6 protein-coding genes are annotated in these 7028 nt (G+C 58.8%); 1 reads left to right on the top strand and 5 read right to left on the bottom strand.

What is annotated here, in order from left to right; translation table 11 throughout:
- Nucleotides 1–244 precede the first annotated feature (244 nt).
- The 4 genes from CWM53_RS10910 to dalD all read right to left on the bottom strand — a co-directional run bounded on the left by CWM53_RS10910 (nucleotide 245) and on the right by dalD (nucleotide 5144).
- Complete coding sequence (locus CWM53_RS10910; protein WP_100729457.1) at nucleotides 245–907, bottom strand: HAD family hydrolase; 663 nt, start codon at nucleotides 905–907, stop codon at nucleotides 245–247.
- A 48-nt stretch (nucleotides 908–955) separates the two neighbouring features.
- Nucleotides 956–2233: a D-arabinitol transporter gene (gene dalT / locus CWM53_RS10915; RefSeq protein ID WP_100729458.1), complete on the bottom strand. Its 1278-nt coding sequence runs from the start codon at nucleotides 2231–2233 to the stop codon at nucleotides 956–958.
- A 70-nt stretch (nucleotides 2234–2303) separates the two neighbouring features.
- Nucleotides 2304–3767 carry a xylulokinase gene (gene xylB, locus CWM53_RS10920; protein ID WP_100750788.1) on the bottom strand — a complete coding sequence of 488 codons (1464 nt, stop codon included), beginning with the start codon at nucleotides 3765–3767 and terminating at the stop codon, nucleotides 2304–2306.
- A gap of 9 nt (nucleotides 3768–3776) precedes the next feature.
- On the bottom strand, nucleotides 3777–5144 hold the full coding sequence (gene dalD / locus CWM53_RS10925) for a D-arabinitol 4-dehydrogenase (protein WP_100729460.1): 1368 nt from the start codon (nucleotides 5142–5144) through the stop codon (nucleotides 3777–3779).
- 206 nt (nucleotides 5145–5350) lie between these two features.
- Between dalD and CWM53_RS10930 the strand changes: the two genes are divergently transcribed.
- Entirely contained in the window at nucleotides 5351–6292 is a 942-nt protein-coding gene (locus CWM53_RS10930; RefSeq protein ID WP_100729461.1) for a sugar-binding transcriptional regulator, read from the top strand.
- An 81-nt stretch (nucleotides 6293–6373) separates the two neighbouring features.
- On the opposite strand, the gene CWM53_RS10935 is transcribed toward CWM53_RS10930, so the two are convergent.
- A partial coding sequence (locus CWM53_RS10935; RefSeq protein WP_106427121.1) for a class I fructose-bisphosphate aldolase occupies nucleotides 6374–7028 on the bottom strand: 655 nt, incomplete at its 5' end.

The following is a 7028-nucleotide window of genomic DNA, read 5'->3' on the forward strand; positions in this document are numbered from 1 at the left end:
GTTTCACATTATTGAAAATACGTTTCAATATATAATCTAAGCACAATTACGTAGCAGTGCCTCGGACAAACACCGCTAAGCAAGGCCATAAATTTGGGCATTGGCACAACAAGACGTGACTGTTTTCACAAAAGATGAGCGAAATGTGAGGCGGATCGGCATGGAGAAAAAAGGGCGTGAGCGCAGAAAAGAGAGTGACCGACCGTGTACATCCCGGGATTTTCTGCGCTCACGAAAGCGTAAGTTATGCGACCGCCGCTGGCTCCGCGTTAAGCGCTTCCAGCAGTTCAGGTAAGGTTTGATAGCGGCCCACCGCGGCCTGATAGCGACCCTGCCGGCTATCTTCGGCAACCACCGCCGTGGGAATACCCGCCGCCTGAGCCGCGCAAAAGCCGGTAAAGCTATCCTCAATCACCAGACACTGGCTGGCGTTGAGATTGAGCTTGCGCAGGGTCGTCAGGTACACCGCCGGGTGCGGTTTGCCTCGTGATTCATCGTCCGCGCTGGAGACCACGTCGAAAAAGTGCCAGAGCGAGAGTTTGTTCAGCACAGCAGCAATAACCTGATGGGATGAGGACGTGGCGAGCGCAATCTGATAGCCCGCCTCGCGGAAATAACGTAACGCCTCATGTACGCCGTGCATCGGTTCGCCTTTCGCGGCAATCAGGCAGGTGATGCGCTGCAATATCGCGGCTTCAAGCCGCTGCGGGGCGAGCTCAAGCTGAAAATAGCGGCACCAGGTGCCGGCGATTTCGTCGAGGCGTTTGCCTTTGGTCAGGGTTTCACACTCATCCACGCTCGCCGTTGCCCCCCACTGCGCGAGAGCGTCAATCTGCGCCTGTCGCCACAGCGCCTCGGAATCAATAATCACGCCATCCATGTCAAAAATAACTGCCTGCATACTCATTCGTTCACCTCATTAAGGCTGGCATGAAGCGCATGCCAGCCGCATCACCTAAGAGAATTCAACCTGCTCGTGGGCGGGCGCTTCCTTGTGGGAGAACCCCGGCTGCTCCACGCGGATAAAGGCGCAGAGGAAAAAGGCCACCACGTACAATGCGGTGTAGGCGATCACCACCCCAATGGTGCTGAAGAACGGCAGCAGCACCACGGCAATCGCCGGCGCGAGAAAGTTCGACATCCCCGCCGACAGGTTGTAGACCGAAATCGCCGCGCCTTTGTGCTTCGGCTCCAGCGCCGGGAACACGGCGGCCAGCGGCACGAAGGCGGCGACAAAGATCCCGAGGGCGATGGCGGGGATCAGCGCCATCGCAAAGCTATGGCCAAAGTGCTGAGGGATGTAGTAAAACGCCAGGCTGGAGAGCGCCATTCCGATGCAGCCGAACCAGCGCACCACCTTCATCCAGCCCAGTTTTTCCCCCAGGATCCCCCACAGCACGTTAGAGAAAATGGTGGTGAAGAAGAAGACTGCCCATACCTGGAGCCATTCTGAAGTGGTGAAGCCCAGCTCATCGACGAACATCATCGGCATAATGACCGCAAAGCCGAACAGCGAGAGGGTATTGATAATCCTGACCATGCTCGACAGCAGAATATTGCGGTTGGTATAGAGCAGCGTTGCGGCGCGTCCCAGCTCAGAAAATTTCTGGCGAGTGGTGAGATTCTGCATATGCTGCGGCGTCTGAATATGGCGCAGGGAAGCCAGGGCAATCACGCCCCCGGTGACGCAGAAAGCCAGCGCCAGCCATAAAGTCCCCAGTTCGCCAATGTGCGGAATGGTGAAGCTCGGAATATAGCTGCCGAACACGCCGATGCCGATGGAATAGACCGCCCAGAACCAACCGATGGCCGAGCTGGCGTTGTCGCTTTTTACGTTGTGAATAATGGCGACGATAAACGAGTAGAGGAACAGCGGATAGGCGAAGCCGCGGATGCCGTAGAAAATCAGGATCAGCGCATAGTTGGCATGACCGAGGCCGAAAACGAGGAACAGCACGTGGAACACGCACCACAGCACGAAGCCAATCATCATTGTTTTCAGGGGGGTGATGATTTCTGCCACCACGCCGGAAATCCATGCCGACAGCGCGGCGGCCAGGCCGTAGAGGGTAAAGGCAAAGGAGGCCTCCGCCGGAGAAAAGCCGAGCGCTTTGATATAGTGCGACAGAAAGGCTAATTCAAAACCGTCGCCGGTCATAAATACGGCAATGGCGATGTATCCCCAGAGCAGGTTCAGGGGTAAACCGAGCCACTGTTTATTATTGATAGACATAATGACCTCGTTTTCAGGGTACAGGGTGGCCGCTCCGCGACGTGCAACGAAGCGGCTGTTATGATGAAAATCAGTGCTGCCGATAATTCAGATCGTTTAAATACAGGTCTTTAAACTGCGCGTAGCGTTGCATCAGGATGTGGTGGCGAACGGGATCCGCACGCCAGGTCTGCCAGACTTCCGGTTTTTCACACACCGCGGCAATCGGTTTGCCCGCCGCCAGGCAGGCCAGCCGCGCCGCGCCCAGCGCACCGCCGGTCTCTCCCCCTTTATGGGTCACCACCGGCATAGCGAGAATGTCGGCCAGCAGCTGGGCCCAGAAAGGACTGCGGGCGCCGCCGCCCACCAGCGAGCACTGCGCGATCGGCGTACCGCTCTCTTTCAACGCCTGCAGGCCGTCGTTGATACCGAAGCTCACCCCTTCCAGCACCGCGTAGCCAAGCTGGGCGCGCAGGCTGGCGTGGGTCATGCCCCAGAACATGCCGCGCGCGTCAGGATCGTTATGCGGGGTACGTTCGCCGGAGAGATAGGGCAGGAAAAACGGGGCGTGGGCTTTCTCCTCCTCGCTGAGCTCGGCAATTTCCGCCAGCAGCGCCACCTCCGTGGTGCCGGTCAGGCGGCAGAACCACTGCAAACAGCTGGCGGCGCTCAGCATGACGCTCATCTGGTGCCACAGGTTCGGCAGCACGTGACAAAACGCATGTACCGCCGACTGCGGCGCCGGACGATAGGCGTCGGTCACCACAAACAGCACCCCGGAGGTGCCGAGCGAAATAAACGCATCCCCCGGCGAGACCGCGCCGACGCCAATGGCGCTGACCGCGTTATCCCCCCCGCCCCCGGCCACCACCACCGAGGCGTTCAGCCCCCAGCGCGCCGCCACCTGCGGATCAAGGGTGGCGGAAACCTCACAGCCTTCGACCAGCGTCGGCATTTGGCTGCGCGACAGGCCGCACTTGTCCAGCAGAGCGTCGGACCAGTCGCGCTTCGCCACGTCCAGCCACAGCGTCCCGGCGGCGTCCGACATATCGGAGACTTTCTTCCCGGTCATCCGATAGCGCAGATAATCCTTCGGCAGCAGCACCGTGGCGGTGCGCTGAAAGTGTTGCGGCTCATGACGGCGCACCCACAGCAGCTTCGGCGCGGTAAAGCCTGGCATCGCCAGGTTTCCCGCCACCTGATGCAGCTCCGGCGCCATCGCCTCCAGCTCGGCGCACTCTGCGGCGCAGCGGGTGTCGTTCCACAGAATGGCCGGACGGATCGTCTCCCCCTTTTCATCCAGCAACACCGCGCCGTGCATCTGCCCGGAGAGGCCAATCGCCTTAATGGCCGGCCAGTGCTGCGCGCATTTTTCCCGTAGCGTGTTCATCAGGTACTCCGTCGCCTCCCACCATAACTCCGGCGATTGTTCTGACCAGTGCGGATGGGGCCGCTGAATACTCAGCGGCGCGCTATGGCTGGCGATAACCTCATAGTTCTCATCAATGACCAGCGCTTTGACTTCTGATGTGCCGAGATCGATACCCAGATACATAGCCACCTCTTATTTAATCAGCGTGTAAACGGCGGCGACTTTCTCGCGCATCAGCGCCAGAAAATCCGCGTTGTTGGCCAGGTCGCCAAACAGGGCTTTATCGCGGGCGTAGACAGCCACCGGATCCTGAGCCTCATACATCTCATGCACCGCCTGCGCGTCCAGGATGCCGTCCTGGTACTGATACGGCAGCGTTCCCTTATGCCACTGCTCCATAAAGACGAAGAACAGCGCCGGCAGCATGGCGGTCGCCTCAGGGCGGACGCCGCGCTGATAGCACTCCTGCAGCGTGGGGGCGATCATCGCCGGAATTTTCGAGAAGCCGTCGGCGGCGACGCGCTGGTTGGTGTCCTGGATATACGGGTTGGTAAAGCGCTTAAGCACCACATCCCGGTAGGTCGGCAAATCAATGCCGTTATCGCCGAGGCAGGGAATGACATCCTCCGTGACGTAGCGGTCGGCAATGGTGTAGATAGCATCGGTGAGCGTGCTTTCATGAATATACTGCTGGCCGATTAAGGTTCCCGCCCAGGCAATGCAGCTGTGCGACGCGTTCAGAATGCGGATTTTCGCCTCTTCATACGGGATGACCGACTCCACCATCTCCACGCCGACCGACTCGAGGTTCGGGCGGGCATCGCGGAAGTGGTTTTCCACCACCCACTGGATAAAGGTCTCCCCCATCACCGGCGCTTTGTCATCAATCCCGGTTTGCGCTTTGATGCGGGCCGGCAGATCGGCCGCCGGACGCGGGGTGATGCGGTCTACCATGGTGTTCGGACAGGTGGTATTGGCCGCCATCCAGTCAATCACCGCCTGCTTGCCGGTGAGCTGCAGGAACTCCACCATGCCGTCGTGAAAACGCTCGCCGTTGTGGCGCACGTTGTCGCAGTTGAGCAGGGTCAGCGGCCCGGCGTAGTCGGCCATGCGCTTCTCCAGGATCCGCGCGAGGGTGCCATAAATAGTTTTGCACTCGCCTTGCAGGTCGGCCTGCAGATCGGGGTTACTGGTTTCCAGCTGATGGCGGGTGTTCAGGTAGTACCCCCCTTCCGTCACAGTAAAGGCGATAACTTTGGTCTGCGGGTTCGCCCCTTCGTTAATCAGCGGCTGCAGCCCGGCCTGCCACGGCAGCAATTTCTGGATAGAAGTAATTTCTTCATAGTCGCGCTCCCCTTCCGGGCTGACGGTCTCCAGGACGTAACGTCCTCCCTGCGCCGCCAGCGCCTGCACCACCTGCTCGGCGTCGTTACGAATATTTCCTGCCGCGATGTGCCAGCGCTTATCCCCGGACGCTATCAGACGATGCAGATACCACGCCTGATGCGCGCGATGAAAAGAACCCAGACCGATATGAAGCCATGTGAATTGATTGTTCATGTTCTGTTCTCCTTGAGTTGATGGCGCCACTGTAATTGATCATTTGACCAAAATAAGAGCCACGGATCACAAAAGAACAATTACCCAATTAAATTACAAATGACCAGACAAGAGCAAAAGCTTGCCAGTTATGCCAACCACGGCGAGAATGCGGGTATTCGCCGGGCCAATTGCGAGCCCTGGTCAGCAACTTAGGGCGGGAAACCATGAGTAAAGAAGACGATATCCGGTTGGATCAGAAGGTGCGTGCCGCATGGATGTACTACATCGCCGGTCAGAATCAGAGCGAGATCGCCAGCCAGCTGGGCACCTCCAGACCGGTGGTGCAACGGCTGATCGCCGCCGCGAAAGAAGAAGGGATTGTGTCGATTAATCTGCACCATCCGGTGGCAAACTGCCTCGATTATGCGCAGTTGTTGCAGGAAAAATACGGTTTAATCGAGTGTAATGTAGTCCCCGCCTTTAGCGAAGAAAGCACCCTCGACAGCGTGTCGTTTGGCTGCTATCAGCTGATGGCTCGCTATCTGCAGGATGATAAAGAGAAAATCATCGGCCTGGGCTCGGGCCTGACCCTGAAAAAAGCGCTGCAGCGCATCGATTTTGACAGCCTGAATACCCGCTGCGTGGCGCTGATCAGCGCCATGAACGCCGACGGGGAGTGCAACTATTACGATGACGTGCCCCTGCTGCTGACGCGCAAAATAAAAGCCAAGTACTATCAGTGGCCGGCGCCGCGCTACGCCCACAGCGCAGAGGAGTATGAGATGTGGTGCACCAACCGCTTATTCCGCAGCGTCTCCGGCGTCGCCCGCGAGGCGGACGTTGTTTTTGTCGGCATTGGTCCCCTGGGCACGCAAAGTCCGATCTTTAAAGACGGGTTTATCAATCAGGCGCAAATGGATGAGCTGACCGCGCGCGGCGGCATCGGAGAGATCCTCGGACGGTTTATTGATGCGGAGGGCAACGTGGTAGACAGCGAGATCAACCGCATGATCACCAGCTATGATATCCGTCAGAACCACTGCCCGCGTATTGCCGCGGCGTGTGGAGAATACAAACGACCGGCGATCCTGGCCGCCCTTAAAGGCGGCTGGATCAATGGTCTGGTGACCGATGAACATACCGCCCGCTGGCTGCTGACGCGGTAACGGCGCGGCCTGAAGGCGCATACACAACGGTAACCCCGGTGCGCGTCGCGCCACCGGGGATCCCAACGATACTCGTGCTTATCAGGCGATAGTCACTTTCCCGTCGAGGTAGACGTCCTGCACGGCATTGATCAGCTTCACGCCGTCAGCCATCGATTTCTTAAACGCTTTGCGACCAAGGATCAGCCCCATACCGCCGGCGCGTTTATTGATCACCGCTGTGCGCACCGCGTCGGCAAGGTCGGTCTCCCCGCCCGCCGCGCCGCCGGAGTTGATCAGCCCGGCGCGGCCCATATAGCAGTTGGCCAGCTGGTAGCGCACCAGATCGATGGGGTTATCGCTGGTCAGTTTGCTGTACACCCGGTCGTCGGTATAGCCGAAGTTAACCGCTTTGTAGCCGCCGTTATTCTCCGCCATTTTTTGCTTAACGATATCGGCGCCGATGGTGGCCGCCAGGTGGTTGGCCTGACCGGTCAGGTCCGCGGAGACATGATAGTCGACACCGTCTTTCTTGAACGCCGAATTACGCAGATAGGCCCACAGCACGGTGACCAGGCCCAGCTCATGCGCCCGCTCAAAGGCGGCAGAAATTTCTTCTATCTGACGACGCGATTGTTCCGAGCCGAAATAGATCGTCGCTCCCACGGCCACCGCCCCCATATTGAACGCCTGCTCGACGCTGGCGTAGAGGGTCTGGTCGTATTCGGTGGGGTAGCTCAGCGTTTCGTTATGGTTG

This window comes from Klebsiella sp. A-Nf5 (assembly GCF_002810545.1).
Taxonomy (GTDB): Bacteria; Pseudomonadota; Gammaproteobacteria; order Enterobacterales; family Enterobacteriaceae; genus Klebsiella; species Klebsiella variicola.

Excerpts from the sequence above, each read along its gene's own strand:
- CWM53_RS10910 (WP_100729457.1), bottom strand. The coding sequence starts at position 907 with ATGAGTATGCAGGCAGTTATTTTTGACATGGATGGCGTGATTATTGAT.
- CWM53_RS10930 (WP_100729461.1), top strand. The coding sequence starts at position 5,351 with ATGAGTAAAGAAGACGATATCCGGTTGGATCAGAAGGTGCGTGCCGCA.
- dalT (WP_100729458.1), bottom strand. The coding sequence starts at position 2,233 with ATGTCTATCAATAATAAACAGTGGCTCGGTTTACCCCTGAACCTGCTC.
- dalD (WP_100729460.1), bottom strand. The coding sequence starts at position 5,144 with ATGAACAATCAATTCACATGGCTTCATATCGGTCTGGGTTCTTTTCAT.
- xylB (WP_100750788.1), bottom strand. The coding sequence starts at position 3,767 with ATGTATCTGGGTATCGATCTCGGCACATCAGAAGTCAAAGCGCTGGTC.